This is a genomic window from Chloroflexus sp. (assembly GCF_034434295.1).
Taxonomy (GTDB): domain Bacteria; phylum Chloroflexota; class Chloroflexia; order Chloroflexales; family Chloroflexaceae; genus Chloroflexus.
Genome location: NZ_DAOTZQ010000105.1, coordinates 1 through 17,874, shown reverse-complemented (window position 1 = coordinate 17,874; position 17,874 = coordinate 1). Strand labels below are relative to the sequence as shown.

At 59.4% G+C, this 17,874-nt stretch carries 14 protein-coding genes; 12 read left to right on the top strand and 2 right to left on the bottom strand.

The window, feature by feature from the left end; all coding sequences use genetic code 11:
- The first annotated feature begins 127 nt into the window (after nucleotides 1-127).
- From VAE57_RS14860 to hypE, 11 genes are all read left to right on the top strand, one after another.
- The gene (locus VAE57_RS14860; RefSeq protein ID WP_322822649.1) at nucleotides 128-1,099 is read left to right on the top strand and encodes a hydrogenase; all 972 of its coding nucleotides are present in this window, start codon (nucleotides 128-130) and stop codon (nucleotides 1,097-1,099) included.
- An 18-nt stretch (nucleotides 1,100-1,117) separates the two neighbouring features.
- Nucleotides 1,118-2,755 carry a nickel-dependent hydrogenase large subunit gene (locus VAE57_RS14855; RefSeq protein ID WP_322822648.1) on the top strand — a complete coding sequence of 546 codons (1,638 nt, stop codon included), beginning with the start codon at nucleotides 1,118-1,120 and terminating at the stop codon, nucleotides 2,753-2,755.
- A 105-nt stretch (nucleotides 2,756-2,860) separates the two neighbouring features.
- Nucleotides 2,861-3,376 (top strand): hydrogenase maturation protease, encoded by a 516-nt coding sequence (locus VAE57_RS14850; protein WP_322822647.1) that lies wholly within the window; start codon nucleotides 2,861-2,863, stop codon nucleotides 3,374-3,376.
- Nucleotides 3,357-3,668, top strand: a complete 312-nt coding sequence (locus tag VAE57_RS14845; protein ID WP_322822646.1) for a hydrogenase maturation protease — start codon at nucleotides 3,357-3,359, stop codon at nucleotides 3,666-3,668. The genes VAE57_RS14850 and VAE57_RS14845 overlap by 20 nt, the downstream gene beginning before the upstream one ends.
- The gene (locus VAE57_RS14840; protein ID WP_322822645.1) at nucleotides 3,665-4,915 is read left to right on the top strand and encodes a hypothetical protein; all 1,251 of its coding nucleotides are present in this window, start codon (nucleotides 3,665-3,667) and stop codon (nucleotides 4,913-4,915) included. Before VAE57_RS14845 ends, VAE57_RS14840 begins: the two co-directional genes overlap by 4 nt.
- Complete coding sequence (locus VAE57_RS14835; protein ID WP_322822644.1) at nucleotides 4,887-5,249, top strand: hypothetical protein; 363 nt, start codon at nucleotides 4,887-4,889, stop codon at nucleotides 5,247-5,249. The genes VAE57_RS14840 and VAE57_RS14835 overlap by 29 nt, the downstream gene beginning before the upstream one ends.
- 13 nt (nucleotides 5,250-5,262) lie before the next feature.
- Nucleotides 5,263-6,120, top strand: coding sequence for a NifU family protein (locus VAE57_RS14830; RefSeq protein WP_322822643.1), 858 nt, complete (start codon nucleotides 5,263-5,265; stop codon nucleotides 6,118-6,120).
- Nucleotides 6,117-7,229 (top strand): NHL repeat-containing protein, encoded by a 1,113-nt coding sequence (locus tag VAE57_RS14825; protein ID WP_322822642.1) that lies wholly within the window; start codon nucleotides 6,117-6,119, stop codon nucleotides 7,227-7,229. The genes VAE57_RS14830 and VAE57_RS14825 overlap by 4 nt, the downstream gene beginning before the upstream one ends.
- A gap of 93 nt (nucleotides 7,230-7,322) precedes the next feature.
- Nucleotides 7,323-7,595, top strand: a complete 273-nt coding sequence (locus VAE57_RS14820) for a HypC/HybG/HupF family hydrogenase formation chaperone (RefSeq protein WP_322822641.1) — start codon at nucleotides 7,323-7,325, stop codon at nucleotides 7,593-7,595.
- Nucleotides 7,582-8,697 carry a hydrogenase formation protein HypD gene (gene hypD / locus VAE57_RS14815; protein ID WP_322822640.1) on the top strand — a complete coding sequence of 372 codons (1,116 nt, stop codon included), beginning with the start codon at nucleotides 7,582-7,584 and terminating at the stop codon, nucleotides 8,695-8,697. The genes VAE57_RS14820 and hypD overlap by 14 nt, the downstream gene beginning before the upstream one ends.
- A 62-nt stretch (nucleotides 8,698-8,759) precedes the next feature.
- The gene (gene hypE, locus VAE57_RS14810) at nucleotides 8,760-9,815 is read left to right on the top strand and encodes a hydrogenase expression/formation protein HypE (protein WP_322822639.1); all 1,056 of its coding nucleotides are present in this window, start codon (nucleotides 8,760-8,762) and stop codon (nucleotides 9,813-9,815) included.
- 1,635 nt (nucleotides 9,816-11,450) lie between these two features.
- Here the strand turns inward: hypE and VAE57_RS14805 are convergent.
- On the bottom strand, nucleotides 11,451-12,788 hold the full coding sequence (locus tag VAE57_RS14805) for an NAD(P)/FAD-dependent oxidoreductase (protein WP_322822638.1): 1,338 nt from the start codon (nucleotides 12,786-12,788) through the stop codon (nucleotides 11,451-11,453).
- A 314-nt stretch (nucleotides 12,789-13,102) separates the two neighbouring features.
- Complete coding sequence (locus tag VAE57_RS14800; RefSeq protein ID WP_322822637.1) at nucleotides 13,103-16,051, bottom strand: transglycosylase domain-containing protein; 2,949 nt, start codon at nucleotides 16,049-16,051, stop codon at nucleotides 13,103-13,105.
- Nucleotides 16,052-16,224: 173 nt separating this feature from the next.
- Here VAE57_RS14800 and VAE57_RS14795 point away from each other — a divergent pair, with 173 nt between their 5' ends.
- On the top strand, nucleotides 16,225-17,721 hold the full coding sequence (locus tag VAE57_RS14795; protein ID WP_322822636.1) for a DUF4129 domain-containing protein: 1,497 nt from the start codon (nucleotides 16,225-16,227) through the stop codon (nucleotides 17,719-17,721).
- Nucleotides 17,722-17,874 lie beyond the last annotated feature (153 nt).

Here is a 17,874-nt window from a genome sequence, read left to right as displayed (position 1 = left end):
TGCAAGAGTGGTTAAACTGGCTACGAGACCAGATGCGAACACGATCATCAAACGCAAAAACCCCATCGGCGTAGAGCTGTTTTTGATAGGGAAGTCTAGTGTCTTGAGAGGTTAAGGAGGCGGTTCAATGGCAACACTGCTCTGGTTACAGGGTGGCGCCTGTAGCGGCAACACGATGTCATTCCTCAATGCCGAGGAACCAAGCGCGTGTGATCTGGTCACCGATTTTGGAATTGAGATTCTGTGGCACCCATCGCTCGGCATGGAGCTGGGTGAGAACGCCAAACGTATCTTTCACGACTGTGCCAGTGGCGCCCGCCCGCTCGACATCTTTGTCTTCGAGGGTACGGTGATCCAGGCCCCGAACGGTACTGGCCGCTACAACATGTTTGCCGACCGCCCAATGCAAGAGTGGGTGCGCGAGCTGGCAGCGCAGGCCAACATTGTGGTCGCCATCGGTGATTGCGCCTGCTGGGGCGGCATTCCGGCCATGGCCCCCAACCCCAGCCAGTCCACCGGTCTTCAGTTTCACAAGCGCGAGCTGGGCGGCTTCCTTGGCCCCAACTGGCGCTCGAAGGCCGGTCTGCCGGTGATTAACATTCCCGGCTGTCCGGCTCACCCCGACTGGGTGACCCAGATTCTGGTCGCGGTTGCCAGTGGTCGCGCTGCTGACATCGCCCTCGACGATCTGCAACGTCCGCAGACCTTCTTTACCAGCTTTACCCAAACCGGCTGTACACGGGTGCAATTTTTCGAGTACAAACAATCAACGCTCGAATTTGGGCAGGGCACACGCACCGGTTGTCTCTTCTACGAGTTTGGTTGTCGCGGTCCGATGACCCGCTCACCCTGCAATCGCATTCTCTGGAACCGCCAGTCATCGAAGACCCGTGCCGGTATGCCGTGCACGGGTTGTACCGAACCGGAGTTTCCCTTCTTCGATCTCGCGCCCGGCACCGTCTTCAAAACCCAGAAGATCAGTGGGGCGATCCCGAAAGAGGTGCCGACCGGAACCGATCCGATCAGCTATATGGCACTGGCCGCAGCCGCTCGTGTTGCTGCACCCAAGTGGGCCAAAGAAGATATGTTCGTTGTGTAGTAAGGGGAGAAGCTGGCAATGGTTAATATCATCGAGAATCCGGCAACACTTACCGGTCGTGACTTGCGCATCAGCCCACTTGGCCGCGTCGAAGGCGACCTCGATCTGCGGGTGACCATCCGCGACGGCGTTGTCACCAGTGCGTGGACCGAAGCCTCAATGTTTCGCGGCTTCGAGATTATTCTGAAGGGCAAAGACCCGCAGGCCGGGTTGATCGTCACCCCGCGCATCTGTGGTATTTGCGGCGGTAGCCATCTGACCAAAGCCGTGTATGCGCTGGACACAGCCTGGCAGACCGAGCTGCCACCCAATGCCACCCTGATCCGCAACATCGCCCAGGCGTGCGAGACATTGCAGAGCATTCCGCGCTGGTTCTACGCCCTCTTCGCCATCGATTTGACGAACAAGAAGTACGCCCATCTGCCTGAATACGATGAGGCGGTGCGCCGCTTCGCGCCCTTCGTCGGTACCAGTTACGAGCACGGGGTGACCCTCTCGAATAAGCCGGTAGAGATTTACGCTATCTTCGGCGGCCAGTGGCCTCACTCCAGTTTCATGATCCCCGGTGGTGTCATGTGTGCGCCAACGCTGGCCGATGTGACACGCGCCATCGCCATTCTTGAGTACTGGAAAGACGAATGGCTGGAAAAGAAGTGGCTCGGCTGTTCGGTTGATCGCTGGCTGCAAAACAAGAGCTGGGCCGATGTGATGGAATGGATGCACGAGAACGAGCGCCATTACAATTCTGACTGCGGCTTCTTCCTGCGCTTCGCGATGGCCGCCGGTCTCGACAAATATGGCGCCGGGTGGAATAACTATCTTGCCACCGGTACCTACTTCCACCCCGAACTGTACGCTCGCCCCACCATCGAAGGACGCAACGCTGCCCTGATTGCCCGTTCCGGCGTCTATGTGAACGGTCAGTTCTACGACTTCGATCAGGCTCAGGTCCGCGAAGATGTCAGCCACGCCTTCTACGAGGGGAACCATGTCTTGCACCCATTTGAGGGGCGTACCGAACCAATTGACCCGGAAGTTGGCCGGCGACAGGGCAAGTACACCTGGGCCAAAGCTCCCCGTTATCTCATCCCCGGCGTGGGGAGCCATCCGCTGGAGGCCGGCCCGCTGGCGCACCAGGTGATTGCGGGTCGTCCAGGCGCTGCCGACTGGCAGGACTACGATCCGCTCTTCCTCGATGCTGTGACCACTGTCGGGCCGAGTGTGTTGGTACGGGTGATGGCTCGCATGCACGAAGCACCGAAATACTACAAGCTGGTGCGCAAATGGCTCGATCAGATCAACCTGCACGAGAAGTTCTACATCAAGCCAAAAGAACTACCGGAAGGGCGTGGTTTTGGCTCAACTGAAGCTGCTCGTGGCAGCCTCTCCGACTGGATCGTCTTGAAGGACGGCAAGATCGAGAATTACCAGGTGATTACACCGACGGCGTGGAACATCGGCCCGCGTGATAGCCGCGAGGTCAATGGGCCGATGGAACAGGCATTCCTCGGCGCTCCCATCGCCGACCCCAACGATCCGGTCGAACTTGGTCATGTGGCGCGGAGCTACGACTCCTGCCTTGTCTGTACGGTTCACGCCTACGACGAGAAGACCGGCAAGGAGTTGGCCCGGTTCCGCATTGGTGAAGGCGCGTAGCAGGGGCAAGCGCGCAGGAACGTCTGCACCGGTACTGGTACCATGCCGGTGCAGACGAACTCGCATTGTTCATGCTGGCAATATCTGAACAGGCACGATCACGGTATGGCTGAACAGTTGCTGATAATCGGGTGTGGCAATCTGCTGCGCGGCGATGATGCCGTTGGGCCGGTACTGGTGCGGCGAGTGCTGGAACTGGGGTTACCCCCCGGCGTCGGTGTCGCCGATGCCGGTACCAGCGGCATGGATGTCGCATTTCGTATGCGTGGCGTCGAGACAGTCATTCTGGTTGACGCGGCAAGCACCGGCGCCGACCCCGGCACGATCTATTACGTACCGGGGTCTGTCGTTGAACACCTGCCACCTCTCAGTGGGATCAACCTCCACGCCTTTCGCTGGGATCATGCACTGGCGTTTGGGCGCTGGTTACTCAAAGACGAGTATCCCCGTTCAGTGCAGGTCTATTTGATCGAAGGGGCCGATTTTACGATTGGCGCTCCGCTCAGTCCGGCTGTGGCAGCCCGCATGGAAGACCTGGCCCGTCATCTCAGCCACAACCCGTGGCAGTCGTACCCTGGACATGCGATTAATGAACAACACAATGGAGACCTGGCAGCTTGAATTAACCGCGCAGGGCTATCTGCATCTACCCGCAGCCCTGGCCCAACGCTACTTTCCGACCGATTTGCTGGTTGTGCTTCTCCAGGCCGACGAAATCTGGTTGGTGCCGTTACGGGGTCCGGCTGCGGGTGGTTTGCTGCTCAAACAACGCAACGCCCGTGGTGATCGCAGTGTGCTGATCTGGGAAGCATTACCCCCGGCAACATCACCCGGTTACCGGTCTGCCGTTTGGGATGCTACCAACGGGGTCTTGCGGGTGTCGTTGCAACCAGTAGCCGAGGAGACCGTATGAACCAGCTTGCCATTCGGCCCCAACCACTCGGTATTTTTGCCTTACCGGCCGGCTACCTCGTCCTGCCGCCAACCGACGAACCATGCGCGACAACCGCCCTGGCTGCTCTGCTCCGTGGTACCACTCCCACTGAATGGCCGCAAGCCTGGCAATTCTACGCCCACGCGCTGGCCGGTAATATCACGGCAGCCCTCGAAACCTTACCGTTGTCGCCAGAGCCACTTGCCATCTACAATCGCTATGTCTTAACCGGTTCTCACGCTGATTACCTGGCACTGCACATTATGCTCGATGGCGAACTGGCCTGTTTGCACGGCGTCGCGGCGTTTACCATGGGTCAGCGCCAGGAACCGCCACCAATCGATCAGGCCACCGGCGAAATTCGGGCCCTCTGTCTGATTACCCACGCAGCGGCAGCGATTGAGCGTGGCGAACCGAACGCTGCTGACAATTACTTTGCCGACGCCATTGCTGCGGCTACGCCGGTCTCACCGACGCTGGCGGGACAGATTTATCTCAACCGGGCTGAACTGGCGATGCAAATCGGCGGCGACGTATCACTGATCACGCGCTGGCTGCAACAGGCGCTTGACCTGATTCCGGCTGAAGGCGGTTCCGATATGCGCGCCCGTGCTGCACTGCAATTGGGGCAAATCCTGCAAGAGTACGCTGGCGGGCAACGCGGCCCACTCCAGGCCGCAGTCCGTTGTTATCAAGAGGCGCTCCGCTTCTTCCAGCGCGAGACCCATCCGCTGGAGTTTGCGTTCATCCAGAACAATCTGGCCCTGGCGTACCTGGCGATGCCGATGACCGATGCCGGAGACCGGCTGCGGGGCGCAATTGCCGTCCAGGCACTGCGCACCGCGCTGAGCATCTACGATCCCGATCAACATCCCCAGGAATGGACGAGCGCCCGCCTGAATCTGGCGAATGCGCTGCAATATGTCCACTCCGCCCGTCCTGCCGATCACCTGCTCGAAGCGGTAGCCATTTACGAAGACCTGCTCCGTCGGCGCGATCCGGCGACCGATCCGGGTGGGTATGCCCGTATTCTGGCCAATCTGGGCAATGCCCTTGCCCACCTCGGCGTCTTTGCCGAAGCCCGCGAGCGGCTCAACGCAGCCGCCGCCCTGTTCGATCAACTCGGCGACGAAACCGCCCTGGCGACGGTGCGTGAACTGCTGACCAACATCGCCATTTGTGAAGCTCAGGGAAATTATGGAAGCCTATCAACGCCAACAGTTTGATCTTCTCCTGATGACGGCGGTCGATCACTTCGTCGAACGCATTGTGCAGCGGTGTGCCGGCGCAGAAAATGCCCTTATGCGCTTACGCAGCGATCCCCAGGGTGAAGGCATCTGGCTCGACCGGTTTGTGGCTGCGATCTTTCAAGACTTTTTACTCGACAACGTTGCCGGCGCGTGTTTCGTGCTGCAAGGATTGGCTCAGCGCACGATTACCCCACCGCCCGCCGGAACAATCGACTCAGTGTTGCAAACGATGGCCAGACAGGCGTTCGCCGAATTGCTGGCCATGCGTAGCGAAGAAGTGCTCGAACAGATGATTGGCTATGCCGGCTAGAGATGAGACGGGTATGACCCAACAACTTCCTACTACCGATGACCTTGAACAGATCGCAGCGCGGGTTGATGCCGCAGTCGCGGCTGTAGCCGGCCTGGAACCTGCGGCCCAGGCCGTTGCGCTTGAGCTAAAACAGGCTATCGAGGCATTTCATAAACTGGCACTCACGACGATGGTTCGCCATCTCAAGCACGATCCACGTGGCAAAGAGTTGCTGCTCGAACTGGTTGCCGATCCCGCCGTGTACGCCATGCTGCTGATGCACGGCATCGTGCGCACCGATCCCATCACCCGCGCCCGCCGCGTGCTCGATAGTGCCCGCCCCTATATGCAGTCACACGGTGGTGATGCCGAGCTGATTGACGTTCACGATGGGGTGGCCTACCTGCGCCTGCATGGCTCGTGCAATGGCTGCTCACTGTCGGCATTTACCCTGCGCAAACACGTCGAAGAGGTACTCTTGCGCGAAGTGCCGGAGATTACTCGTCTCGAAGTGGTAAACGATCAGCCGGCACCGGCTATGCTACGCACTGAAGCACAAACCCATCCCGATCCGGCAAAAGGATGGGTACAGGGACCGGCAGTCACTGCCGTTCCGCCAGGGCAGATGATCAGCTTCACCACCGGCCAGACCAGCGTGCTGATTGTCAATCTGGCGAATCGTTTGAGCGCTTACCGCAACGCATGCGCTCATCAGGGTCGCCCGCTCGACGGCGGTGTCCTCGATCCCGCCAACGGCACCCTCACCTGCCCATGGCACGGCTTTTGCTTCGACGTGACCAGTGGTGAATGTCTGACTGCGCCCCAGGCCCAACTCGAACCGTTTCCGTTGCGGGTGGTGGATGGGATGATCTGGGTACGACCATTATGATCACGCTGCAAACGATGCGCTGGCTGGGAGCACCGGCACCAGGCGGACTGGCGTTGCCGGCAGCAGACGCCTCGCCGACAAATCTCTATGCGCCACGTGGTGTCTATCTCGACCAGCAGCGTCTGATCGCTGTTGACACCGGCAATCATCGGGTATTGATCTGGCAGCAGCTCCCGGTGCGTGATCATCAACCCGCCGATCTCGTGCTTGGGCAGCCCGACTTCACGCACGAAGGACCGCGTGCCGCCGGGCGTGGCCCGGCCAACGGATTTCATGTACCGACCGGAGTCACGGTAGCTGAAGGGCGACTCTACCTTGCCGATGCCTGGCATCATCGTGTATTATGTTGGCATCGATTTCCCGAACGATCCGACACACCACCCGACAGTGTTATCGGCCAGGCGAACCTGCTTGAAATTGAGCCAAACCGTGGTGGCGCAGTTGGGCCAACGACACTGTACTGGCCGTATGGAGTAGCATGGATCGCAGGCTGGTTTTATATTGCAGATACCGGCAATCGCCGGGTGCTGGGATGGCGCGGGCTACCAGAACCCGATCAACCACCCGATCTGATTCTGGGGCAACCGGATGGATGGAGCAATGCGGAAAATCGTGGTGGCCCACCGACGGCGCACAGCTTTCGCTGGCCCCACGCTCTGGCCGGTGATAGTACCACGCTCTACGTTGCCGATGCCGGGAATCACCGCGTTTTAGCCTGGACACCACCACCGACCGATGACCGACCGGCCGATCTGGTCTTGGGACAAACCGATATGCAAAGCGCGTTTGAACAACCGCACGTACCCCAGGGAGCGCACCGCCTCCGCTTTCCCTACGCAGTTGCCTGTACTGCGGATCGACTATGCGTAGCCGATACGGCAAACAATCGGCTTCTAGTCTGGCAACCTCTCCCGCGTCACGGGGTCAGGCTTCCGGCTCAGGCCGTCTTCGGCCAGGCCGACTTTGCCGGTAGTGGGGAAAACCGCTGGCAAGTCATTGCTCCCGACACCCTCTGCTGGCCATACGGTCTGTGTGCGCACCAGCAGTGGCTGGCCATCGCCGATTCGGGCAATAACCGAATCATCATCGGGCAATGGGCAGATGAGTAGGCAAAGGCAATACCTTCGACCACCCCAGGAGAAGGTTGTGAATAGCAAAAATCGCACGACTCCTGTCTGACGATATGTGAAAGGAATGATCGTATGTGTCTTGGCATACCCGGTCGCATCATCGAGATTTACGACAACGGCCTTACCCGGATGGGCAAAGTCGACTTCAACGGCATTGTGAAAGAGGTCTGCCTGGCCTACCTGCCCGATTTGCAAGTCGGCGATTACACCATTGTGCATGTTGGATTCGCCATCACCCGTCTCGACGAGGAGTCGGCCCGCGAAACACTGGCCCTCTTCCAATCGCTCGGTGTGCTCGAAGAGGAGCTAAATCCGACAACGGAGGATCAGCATGAAGTATCTTGACGAATTTCGTGATCCTGAACTGGCCCGCCGCATGTTCGATCAGATCCGACGCATCACCACCCGCCCCTGGGCGATTATGGAGGTTTGCGGCGGTCAAACGCACTCGATCATTCGCAACGGCATCGACCAGCTCTTGCCGCCGGAGATTGAACTGATCCACGGCCCCGGCTGCCCGGTCTGTGTCACACCGTTGGAAGTTATCGATAAAGCGTTAGCCATTGCCGCACGGCCCGAAGTTATTTTCTGTTCATTCGGCGACATGCTGCGCGTGCCCGGCAGTCGCAAAGACCTCTTTCGGGTCAAGAGCGAAGGTGGCGATGTGCGCGTTGTCTACTCGCCGCTCGATGCTGTCAAACTAGCCCAACAAAACCCCGACCGCGAAGTCGTCTTTTTTGCCATCGGCTTCGAGACAACTGCCCCTGCCAATGCGATGGCCGTCTACCAGGCGGCCCGTCTCGGCCTGAAGAACTTCTCGCTGCTGGTATCGCACGTGCTGGTGCCACCGGCGATCCGGGCGATTATGGAATCGCCTTCTAACCGCGTCCAGGGATTTCTGGCCGCCGGCCATGTCTGTAGTGTGATGGGAACGGAAGAGTACCGTCCACTTGTCGAACAGTATCGTGTACCGATTGTGGTCACCGGCTTCGAGCCACTCGATGTGCTAGAGGGTATTCGCCGCGTCATTCTTCAGCTCGAACAGGGCAAAGCAGAGCTTGACAATGCCTACGAGCGGGCCGTGCGGCCAGAAGGTAACGTGGCCGCCAAACAGATGCTGACCGACGTTTTTACCGTCACCGACCGGGCATGGCGCGGGATCGGGGTTATTCCTCGCAGTGGCTGGAAGTTGAGCGAGCGGTACGCCGCTTTCGATGCTGAACAGCGCTTCAATGTCAGCGACATCCAGACCACCGAGTCGGCGCTATGCCGGAGTGGTGAGGTATTGCAGGGACGCCTGAAACCCAACCAGTGCCCGGCATTCGGCAAGGAGTGCACGCCCCGCACCCCGCTCGGCGCGACCATGGTCTCAAGTGAAGGCGCTTGCGCGGCGTACTACCAGTACGGACGCTTCATTCCGGTTAACCAGGTTGGTGCGACTGGCTAACTCTACCGGCATCACGATACGCTGATCGCCAGAGCACACATGAACCATAGCGGACAATGCCTATGCACGAACCACTCGACTTCAGCGGCTGGACATGCCCGGCACCACTGCGTGACTACCCGACAGTTGTGATGGGCCACGGTGCCGGCGGTAAGCTCTCCGCCGAGCTGATCAATCATCTCTTCCTGCCGGCCTTCGGTCAACCTGCTCACCCGCTGGCCGATGCGGCCATCACCGAGATTGGCAATAGCCGTCTGGCCATCTCCACCGACAGCTTCGTTGTGCGACCGCTCTTCTTTCCAGGAGGCAACATCGGCGAACTGGCCGTCAACGGCACAATCAACGACATTGCCATGATGGGAGCGCAGCCCCTGGCGCTGACCACCAGCTTCATTCTGGAAGAGGGCATGCCACTGTCGCAACTTGGCATGATTGCCGAGAGCATGGGACGCGCCGCCCGTCAGGCCGGCGTCACTCTGATTGCCGGCGACACCAAAGTTGTTGATCGTGGCCACGGCGATGGGGTCTACATCACGACAACCGGTTTCGGCCTCATTCCGGCAGGTGTAACGATTGGCCCGGAACAGGCCCGTCCCGGTGATGCGATCATTGTCAGCGGAGCCATCGGCATGCACGGTGTCGCCATCCTGAGCGTGCGCGAAGGGATTGAATTCGGCGCCCCGGTCGTCTCCGACACGGCTGCCCTGCACGATCTGGTAAACACGATGATTGCCAGTGGCGCACGCATTCACACACTCCGCGATCCGACACGAGGTGGTGTTGCGGCGGCACTCAACGAAATTGCCCAAACCGCCGGGATTGGAGTTGAGATTGTTGAACGTAACATCCCCATTCCACCCGCAGTCCAGGCCGCCTGCGAGTTACTCGGCATGGACCCATTACACATTGCCAACGAAGGCAAACTGATTGCCTTCGTCGAACGCAGTGATGCAGATCACCTGCTGAGCGTCATGCGATCACATCCATTAGGGCACGAGGCTGCCCTGATCGGCTATGCAACCGCTGATCATCCCGGCGTCGTGGTTGCCCGCACCGGCATTGGTGGCACGCGCGTCGTTGACACCTTGATCGGCGAGCAACTGCCACGCATTTGTTGAGTGCATTGGCTGCACTACTGACCATCGTCTGATGAGGCAGATGAAGGCAATGCCTTCGCCTGCCTCTCTACATCAATGACACCAAATCAAATGGTGTCGAAATCATGACTTCATCCTCCTGGCAGCGCGAACCTCCGGCTTGCTTTAGAGCGCCACCCCCCGCCACCGGACGACCACGCACTACCGACCCACACTGAACCGGCTAAGCCCATCCCCGACGGGAACAGGCCAGGGAACATTCTCCCACCCCCGTTGGGGGCGGGTCTCACGCAAATCCGCTTCAAGAACACGCATCGCTCGTAACCACACCATGCCCCCGGCAACGAGCTGCTCGCGGCGCTAGAGACCGGCGGTTTCGCCCGTCCCTAGCGGGGGGCCTATGCACTACCCACAACTAGCTTATGGTGTCAACCACGCCCGTATCAGCGGGTATGATCGCCATGGGTGCTGTGTTGGGCACCATGCCCATCACAGACGGAACGCGGCATAGTGGCGGTGGGGAACGTCATGCCGGAGCCTGGGGCAAGGTGCTTGAACGTCTGTCATCATGCGGTGCTCTCTTACTCCTGGACGACAGGCGCATGACCGCGGGTCAGGCACCAACAATAACCTACCCTGCTGATAGCCCGGTGGCAGCGCGTCGCTTCAGCCGTGCCATCACGTACTGTATGGGTTGCCTTGTCTGTTCGTCATCCGCGTGTCGCGGCGTTTGGAGTGCGACAGCCTGCTGCCACAGCAGCCGTGCTCCCGATCCGGCGCATGGCACATCGTTGGCCCGGCTGGTCACGGGGAAGCTGGATGAGTTCGTTTCAATCATCGAGTCGCTCAGGCATGCAGGCGACACCTGCGCGTAGACGTTTGGTTGCAAGAGGTTCTCACCTGCGCACCAGCAGCACCTGACGGCGGTGGCGATGACGCCTGTACGCGGGCTGGAACACGGGGAGCGCTTGCAGCCTGGCCTAACGCAGCAGGATGCCGTGATCGCCTGAGCATACGGTGTGCGTGACGTATGATGCCCCGTATCCATGACGATGGGATATGCGGCGTCATACTGGCTTCGGGGTGACATGTGGGTAATGAAAAGGCGGGGGGCGGGGTGAGGTGGGGCGGGTCTCATCGCAAAGAGGTGGCGAGCGCCGGTGTCAGCCGCTAGTGCCTCGCGGTTGCGTGCCGTCGGACGCTGCGCTGAGCGTCAGTGGGGTAGCAGGCACCACGAAGCACGCGAGCCGGGGAGTGGTGGCCTCCTGCATCGGCTACCTCCCTGGCTGATCATGGCTCTGTTTGATGATATCCCATACCAGCCCGGCAAGCCACATGCATGCCCGACTCAACAAGGGCCAACGTCCAGAGCAGGCTAGAACCTGCCCCACGGTCTGACACAACATCCTCCTTCGTCCCTCGCCACACCCACTCCGCGTTTCGTTCATGATGCGCACGGCTTACCATCCGCCTGATCCCTGGCATGTTGCCCACGATAGCACAAGAGGGGATCATTCCCGATGATAAGCACATGTGTTGATACCATACGGTATAGTTGTGGGTAACACATAACCTGGTGGGAAGGGATCCCCTCTCCCACATCCTGAAGTAACCAGAGCGCGTTGATCAATCTGATAAGTGCCTTAGCCCATGCCTTTATCCCGCTGTGCGCACTGCGGCGAAGACAGTCTCGCTCAACGTTGGATAGGCGGCAAAGACGGCTGCCAGATCGGCCAGGGTAGCCCCGGTCTGGATCGCCAGGGCAACTGGTGCCAACAGATCAGCAGCGTGATCACCCACCGCCACGCCACCACGAACCTGGCGCGTGATCGGGTCAAACGTCAGCTCGATCCAGCCAGATGTCTCTGCGCCAAGGTAGGACTTGAGCGACGAGGCATATTCAGCGCGGATACGTGACAGCGCTGTATCCATGACCAGTCCCACCTGTGCAACTTCGGGCACGGTGTAGACGGCATGTACGATGGTATGCGGACAGTACCCCGGTGCCGGTAGATCAGCGGCAGTGCGACCGGCGATCCACGCCTGCGCCAGCGCACGGTTTGCCAGCATCGGCCCACCAGCCGCATCGCCGACCGCGAAGATGTGGCTGACCGGCGTGCGTCCGTAGTTGTCAACGGTTAGTTGACCATTCGTCTCAACGGCCAGGCCGGCGGCACTGAGGTTGAGCCGGCTCAGATCGGGCATGCGGCCAATCGCCAGGAATGCCATGGCTGCCTCGTAAGTTGTGCCATCTACCGCGACAACGCTTACCCCCTCTTCCGTGCGCTCGGCCCGTTCAACATCGACCTGGTGTATCCCGACACCATGTGCCTGCATCGCTGCAGCCAGGGCTGAGCGGGCGTTGGTGGCAAACATCGGCAAAACGCCAGGACTACCGACCAGCCAGGTTACTTTGACACCCAGCCGACTGAAGAGCGAGGCAAATTCGCTACCGGTCGGGCCACCACCGATCACGATGATGTCGTTGGGCAGGGTATGGAGATGGCTGGCAAAGCGCGGTGCGATGATCCGCTGACCGTCCGGTTTCATCGTCGGCGGGAAGCGGGGTACAGAACCGGTCGCAATAATGATGGCATCGGCGGTCATCGTCTGCTGGCCTGCCTGAGTCTGGATTGTCAATTCGTGAGGACTGCTGAAGGCAGCAACCCCCTGCATAACGGTTACGCCAGCCGCCTGCAATCGCTGCTGCTCGTGATCACTCCATCGCGTTGCGACGTGTTTGATCCGTTGTAAGACGGCTGCCGGATCGACCTGTACCCCGCTAACAGCCACGCCCTCGCCGGCTGCCGCCGTCGCGATACCGGCAACCTCAGCGGCATGGAGCCAGACTTTGCTCGGTAACAGGCTATCCCAACCGGTACGACCGCCAATTGGCCCTTCGCTGACAAGGGTTACCTTTGTGTGGCCCTGGGCGGCAGCCACTGCTGCTTCCACACCAGCAGCCCCACCGCCAATCACAACAATCTGCTTCATAACGTCTCTCCGTATGTTCGATGAAGACAATGCTACTACCTGTTCGGTGATTATGCAATCCACTGTACATTCACCCACTATACAAGGTGATGCAATCAGCCGCCAAAAGGTTACAAGAAGGTGGTGGGTTGAAGCACGTTGGGGCCGGCCAGCAGTGCTGGCCGGCCCGCGAGAGTGTGTGATGTCTAAGCCCTGCAGGTGCCTGTATGGAGTCAGTCAGGGCTTCAGCCCGCTTACCGGCATTCAGCCCGCACACCCCGGCTATCAAACCCTGCCTGACTCCGTGAACCTTCTGGTACGGTTGTGCAGTCGCTTCAATCGCCCTCAGTACTCTCTATTGATGGTGGTGGTTCGGGGCTTGGATCAGGTGCGCGAATGCCCAGCACGATGGTTGTGTCCGGCAAGATCCATTCGCCCGCTGCCGGGAGTGAACTCAGTACCACATACGGCCCATACCGATAGTAATCCTCGCCGGCGCGATCTGGCCCCTGGTAATCAACATAAATCCGACCGGGGTCAATACCCAACAGGGCCAGCACTTCTTTCGCCTGATTTTCACCCAACCGACGCAGATCGGGCATCAGAATAGCGCCTTCAACTGGTGGCACCGGAATGGGTGGCTCAAACATTGCCGGGGTACACTCCGGCAGATCTTCGTACTTGAGCGGAACCGTTGCATCACCGCCGCGCCACTTATACTCAACCTCTTCATCAGGATCGGGCGGTGGCAGTTTCCACAGGTAGATTTCGCGTACCAGCTCCGGCGGATAGGCGACATCAGGCACCGGTCGGCAATAAGCACCATCGGTCAAGGCACTGAGGTCTTGCGGCAACGGTGGTGCTTTGGGGTCTGTTGGCGGCGGCGGTGGCGGATTGGGGCGTAGCTCGCCGCTGGTTGTCCACTCTTCCGGGGTCGGAATCCGAACAACACGTACTTTTGTGTAGGCCGAGCAGAAGCCTTCGTTCGTGATCGCATCGCCGGTGGTTGCTTCCGGTGTCGGTTGCGCCGCTTCCTCCAGCCGCTTGATCATATCAAGCGTAAATAGCTCTTCACGATACCCACCGAATGGGCCGGGCAGTTCACAGATCGGACGCTGTACAACCCCTTCAGGTAGCACAAATTCGGTTTGGATTCCTCCGTTGGGGAAGGGCGCGGCGAACAGGTCGCGATACCGCTCATCTTCGGCGATCAGCCGAAAGATGTTTTCCATCACGTTGCGCCAGATAATGCCACCACCGGTCAGACTCTCGACTCGGGCTGTTGGTTCATTATTGTTATTGCCCGTCCACACACCGACCGTCACAAACGGCGTATAACCTACTGCCCAGGCGTCGCGCCAGTCGTTGGTGGTACCGGTCTTGACCGCAGCCGGCAGGCTGAGCCGAAGCGGGCTATTCAGTCCCCAGATTGCCCGCCGAGCCCGATCATCACTGAGCATGTCAGAGATAATTGCGACCAGCGCCGGATCAACCACCTCTTCGCCAGAGGTTTGGGTAAAACGTTCGAGAACGCGGCCCTGCGAGTCGGTAATCTCCAGGATGGCGACTGGCGCAAAGTAACGACCACCACTGGCCAGGGTGTTGTACGCAGTCGTCAGCTCCAGTGGCGACACCTCACCGCCCCCGAGCGTCAGCGAGAGGCCGTAGAAACCGGCACCGCGTTTCAGACCGGTACGGATACCAACCCGTTCCAGCAACCGGATCGTGTAGTCAATCCCGGCAAACTTCAGCGCCCGCACTGCCGGCATATTCAACGAATTCGCCAGTGCGGTACGGATACGAACCGGCCCGTTCCACTGGCCGTTATAGTTTTTGGGCGCGTACCAGTCACCGGTACCGGTTGGAAAGCGCGTTGGCACATCCCACAGCACCGACTCTGGGGTCATCCCCTGTTCCAGTGCCGCCAGGTAGGTAAATGGCTTCAGCGCCGAACCGGGCTGCCGCTCGCGGGTCGCCACATTCACCTGACCATCGAGCACATTTCCCGACTCGCCGGGCGTAGAGGTTGGTTTGACCGCGTTGTAATCAATACTGCCGACCATCGCCAGAATCTGGCCAGTGTTCGGCTGCATAATCACGACCGCCGCATTGTGAATGTTGCGCGACTCCAGTTCAGCGATACGCTCGAAGGCGGTTCGCTGGGCCATTCGTTGCAATTGCAGGTCAAGCGTGGTTGTGATCCGCAAACCACCGCCGTATACAATCTGAGCGCCGTAGCGTTGCAAGAGCAGGTCACGCACATAGAAGACGAAATGCGGCGCATTGAGGGGTGCCTCTTGCGGTGCGAACCGCAGCGGTGTGGCCAATGCCTGACGGGCCTGGGCTTCGGTGATGTAGCCATCCTCAACCATCCGACGCAACACAGCCGCCTGCCGGATCCGGGGCAGCGGTGTGCCGGCGGGCAAACGGGCATCGGGGTCAAGCCAGCCATCGCCGACGAAGACGGGCGGGAGATAACCACCCTGCTCGTCGCGCTCCAAATAGTTAATCGGATTATAGACCGATGGTAATTGCGGTAAACCGGCAAGGAGCGACGCCTGGTTCAAATCAAGCTCAGCCGCACTCACCCCAAAATAGACCTCACTGGCCGCCTGAATACCGTAGGCCAGATTGCCGTAAAAATTCTCATTCAGATACAACTCAAGAATCTGATCTTTGGTATAAATGCGATCCAGCTCCTGGGCGAGAATAATCTCCTTCAGTTTTCGTTCGTAGCGCCGTTCCGGGAGACGCTCTTCCGGGGTGAGGACGCTATTCTTGATCACCTGCTGTGTAATCGTCGAGGCACCACCAGTCTCTTCACCCGCCCGCAGGCTGTCAATCAGAGTACGCACGATACCGGCCAGATCAATACCCGGATTGGTATAAAAAGTCTTATCCTCAATCGCAATCGTCGCCTGAATCAACAGCGGACTAATCTCGTCAATTGTCACTTTCGTGCGCTTGCCGGTATCGAAAAACTCGTACAGCAGCTCACCGTTACGGTCGAAGATGCGCGAGTTCTCGAACAATTCCCGGTTATCGAGCAAGGCCAGCCGCGGTTTCAGACTCTCGGCAACCTGGGCGTAGGCGTTGTAGGCAAAGCCGGCGATAGCGACGATCACCACCGCTACTAAACCAAGTCCGACCAGGAGCGCATTGATAATCCAGCGACTGACCGCAGAGCGTGGTGTTGATCGGCCCCGCAACCCGCGCAACAGGTGTGGCGGCACGTGGCGTCGACCATTGCGACCATTTGAGTGTAAACGACGTGAGCGAATCATAGGATGTATGTAACCTGATGTATTTTCTTGCAGCGTCCTGCTTTGCGCCGCGTATAGCCAGACATCGCAGGTAGTATAGCACGTCATGATCGAGATGGTATCTGACATGCGAATGATAGTTCTATCAGGTACAATAGATGATAGCTGACAGGCAACGACCCGGCGGAGGGGCTATGCACCAGCCTTCACTCATCGGCCCGGCAATCCTGATTGTGGTTTTGATTACGCTACCCCTGGCTTCCATCGGCGATCTGATCCAGGATCAGATCGGCTGGCAGCCGTTATGGTTGATTGGTACCAGTATCATCGCCGGTATGGAGGCGTTTGCTTTGCGGATGCGGATGCTGGCCGGCCTGCACGAAGCGGAAGGAGGCACATTACGCTATCTGGCCACCGAGATTTTTGCCCTGGTTGTCCTGGCCCGGCTGGTAGCGACGTTGGGCTTTGGCGGCGAGGGTATTCGGGAGATGATGAGCTGGATCGTCGATCCGCTGGCCTTCTTCGATGTTCCATTTCTCATCTGCCTGCTGGCGCTGACTACGGTGGTGATGCTCAGTCGGAGCGGGATCGCTGCCATCGCGGCCTTAACACCAAATCCACCCCAAAAAATGCCCCTGTACACGCTCGACGTGCTCTTCTACAACAGCGATGCAAAAATTCGCCGCTGGAATGCAGTCAAAGCAATCATCAGTGGCGTCAGCTGGGGTGGATTGTTGACCATCTGGCTTCAGAGCTGGCGGCAGGAGAATACAGATACGTTTTCCGTCTGGATTGCGTTGTATCTGATCGGCGGACTCAGCCTGATCGAGCTTGCCCGCCGGCGGGCGTCTCTGGCCGACTGGCAGAGTGATGGAGCCGAGGTCGCGGTCGATGTGCACCGAAGCTGGCGCCTGCTCAGTGTGATGCTGATCGGCCTGATGATCGTGCTGGCGCTGGTATTTCCCTTCCCCCGCGAGATGTCCATGCCGGAAGAATGGCGCCGGGCCATCTACTCCCTGGTCGGGCTGGTCATCTTCATCGGCCTCATCGCATCGCTTCTGTTCGTTGGCCTGATCAGTCTGATCATGCTGCTGCCAATGCTCCTCTACCTGCTACTCAACTGGCTCCTCACCACAAACTCAACCTCCGCCGCGATGCCCATCCCGCCGCCGCCGATCATTCCTCCGCCAACCACCGGCGAGCCGATGGTATGGCCCGGCCTTATCTTCTGGTTCTGCATAGCCGTGCTCTCCGTGCTGGCATTCTGGCGGATTGCGCACCGCCAGACCTGGCTGAAGGTGGCATGGGAGAATGCCGTGACCTGGCTGACGGCCTGGTGGTACCACCTGCGCCACCGACGCAGCGGGGGCTGGCCGCGCTGGTGGCATACCCAAGCGGAGATACCCCCACCACCACACCCACGGCGCAGCCGCAGCGGGCCGGTGGACACGGTGATCGCCTGCTACCACGCTGCTCTCCGTCACGCCACGGCACGTGGCTACCCCCGCCGGCCACCGCAGACCCCGGCAGAGTATGCCGAACGGATCAGCGATGAATTACCCGCAGGTGCTGCCGAACTACAGGCACTCACCGAGGCATATCAACGGGTGGTGTATGCCGGTAAGTCATTCGACCGCTCCGAACGGCGACAGTTCAGTGCGTTACTGCGCCGCTTCCGGCGCAAGGTGTGAAATGGGCGGGAGGAGGAGAGAGGAGAGAGGAGAGAGAAGAGAGAAGAGAGAAGAGAGAAGAGAGGAGAGAGGAGAGAGGAGAGGAGAGGAGAGAGGAGAGGAGAAATAGGAGAGTGGAATATGGTGGAGTGTGTATGAGGTGAATGCGTATAG

What these genes read in the sequence shown, in the direction of transcription:
- VAE57_RS14855 (WP_322822648.1), top strand. Translation starts at nt 1,118, where the DNA reads ATGGTTAATATCATCGAGAATCCGGCAACACTTACCGGTCGTGACTTG.
- VAE57_RS14820 (WP_322822641.1), top strand. Translation starts at nt 7,323, where the DNA reads ATGTGTCTTGGCATACCCGGTCGCATCATCGAGATTTACGACAACGGC.
- VAE57_RS14800 (WP_322822637.1), bottom strand. Translation starts at nt 16,051, where the DNA reads ATGATTCGCTCACGTCGTTTACACTCAAATGGTCGCAATGGTCGACGC.
- VAE57_RS14860 (WP_322822649.1), top strand. Translation starts at nt 128, where the DNA reads ATGGCAACACTGCTCTGGTTACAGGGTGGCGCCTGTAGCGGCAACACG.
- VAE57_RS14825 (WP_322822642.1), top strand. Translation starts at nt 6,117, where the DNA reads ATGATCACGCTGCAAACGATGCGCTGGCTGGGAGCACCGGCACCAGGC.
- VAE57_RS14805 (WP_322822638.1), bottom strand. Translation starts at nt 12,788, where the DNA reads ATGAAGCAGATTGTTGTGATTGGCGGTGGGGCTGCTGGTGTGGAAGCA.
- VAE57_RS14850 (WP_322822647.1), top strand. Translation starts at nt 2,861, where the DNA reads ATGGCTGAACAGTTGCTGATAATCGGGTGTGGCAATCTGCTGCGCGGC.
- VAE57_RS14845 (WP_322822646.1), top strand. Translation starts at nt 3,357, where the DNA reads ATGGAGACCTGGCAGCTTGAATTAACCGCGCAGGGCTATCTGCATCTA.
- VAE57_RS14835 (WP_322822644.1), top strand. Translation starts at nt 4,887, where the DNA reads ATGGAAGCCTATCAACGCCAACAGTTTGATCTTCTCCTGATGACGGCG.
- VAE57_RS14840 (WP_322822645.1), top strand. Translation starts at nt 3,665, where the DNA reads ATGAACCAGCTTGCCATTCGGCCCCAACCACTCGGTATTTTTGCCTTA.
- VAE57_RS14795 (WP_322822636.1), top strand. Translation starts at nt 16,225, where the DNA reads ATGCACCAGCCTTCACTCATCGGCCCGGCAATCCTGATTGTGGTTTTG.
- VAE57_RS14830 (WP_322822643.1), top strand. Translation starts at nt 5,263, where the DNA reads ATGACCCAACAACTTCCTACTACCGATGACCTTGAACAGATCGCAGCG.
- hypE (WP_322822639.1), top strand. Translation starts at nt 8,760, where the DNA reads ATGCACGAACCACTCGACTTCAGCGGCTGGACATGCCCGGCACCACTG.
- hypD (WP_322822640.1), top strand. Translation starts at nt 7,582, where the DNA reads ATGAAGTATCTTGACGAATTTCGTGATCCTGAACTGGCCCGCCGCATG.